The following is a 1,250-nucleotide window of genomic DNA, read 5'->3' on the forward strand; positions in this document are numbered from 1 at the left end:
ACCGGGGGCCGGGGGACGCTGTTGGGGACGGCGAGGGTCCGTACGCCCGGCAGGGGCATCTTCGCCCGGTAGACCGCCGCGTCCGCCTCGGTCGTCGTGACGACGGCGTCGAGGGTGCGGTAGTGGCGGGCGAGCTCGGTCCGCAGCGCCTTGCTGTGCGCGTCGTGCCGCAGATGCTCCTGGGCGATACGCAGGGCCTGGCGCGGGGCGAACCGGGCTATGTAGACGTTCGCGCCGGGGCGGGTGCCCACGATCACATCGGCGTCGCTGCTGCGCAGATACTCCGCGACCCGCTCGTCGTGCAGCCGGCTGTACTGGCGGTACCGCTTCTCGGCGGAGGGAAAGTCCCGGGCGGGCTCGCCGAGCCGCGGGTCGTGCGCGTCGAGGCCGCTCGGACGCGTGTCGACCAGCGGGACGAGCCGCACCCGGGGGTCCACGGTGAAGCGCGGCGTCTCACGGTGCCGCTGCATCGAGGCGATCTCCACATCGTGCCGCTCGGCCAGGGCCGCCGCCAGGTTCAGCGTGGTCCTGATCGTCCCGCCGATCGCGTACACGTTGTGGAGCAGGAATGCGATCTTCATGTGGTGTCTTTCCGGCCGGTGGCAACACCGGGGTATCGGTCCCCCCGGATCGTTGTGAACACCATGGCGGGGCACGGTAAGCCGGCCGCGAGAACAAGGTGAGAGCAGGGTAAGAAGCCAGCCGGAGCCGCAGCTGGGGAGGGCTCCGCGGCGCCCGCACGCCGTCCGGCTTGGCAGACTCGGGGTGTGACGACGTACAACACCGTGCTGCTCGCCGAGGACGACCGGGCCATCCGCCACGCCCTGGAGCGCGCCCTGACGCTGGAGGGCTACCGGGTCACCGCCGTGCCCGACGGCATCGAGGCGGTGGCCGCCGCCCACCGCGAGCGCCCGGATGTGATCGTGCTGGATGTGATGATGCCGGGCCTGGACGGGCTGCAGGTGTGCCGGGTGCTGCGCGCGGAAGGGGACCGTACGCCGATCCTCATACTGACCGCCCGGGTGGAGACCGCCGACCGGATCGAGGGGCTCGACGCGGGCGCGGACGACTACGTGGCCAAGCCGTTCGACGTGGACGAGGTCTTCGCCCGGCTGCGCGCCCTGCTGCGCCGCGCCGCCCCCTGGGCGGGCGAGGAGGAGACCGCGCCGGGCGACGGCATGGAGGGGGTGGCGGATCTGCGCCTCGATTCCTCGGCCCGGCGGGTCTGGCGGGCCGAGGAATCGAGGCGC

2 protein-coding genes are annotated in these 1,250 nt (G+C 72.8%); one reads left to right on the top strand and one right to left on the bottom strand.

Going from position 1 to position 1,250, the window contains the following annotated elements; translation table 11 throughout:
• On the bottom strand, nucleotides 1-581 hold a 581-nt coding region (locus tag CCN51_RS52530; RefSeq protein WP_143676275.1), incomplete at its 3' end, for a glycosyltransferase.
• A gap of 186 nt (nucleotides 582-767) precedes the next feature.
• Between CCN51_RS52530 and CCN51_RS52535 the strand changes: the two genes are divergently transcribed.
• The coding region (locus tag CCN51_RS52535; RefSeq protein ID WP_086861341.1) for a response regulator transcription factor at nucleotides 768-1,250 on the top strand (483 nt) is incomplete at its 3' end.

Source organism: Streptomyces milbemycinicus (assembly GCF_002154605.1).
Classification (GTDB): domain Bacteria; phylum Actinomycetota; class Actinomycetes; order Streptomycetales; family Streptomycetaceae; genus Streptomyces; species Streptomyces milbemycinicus.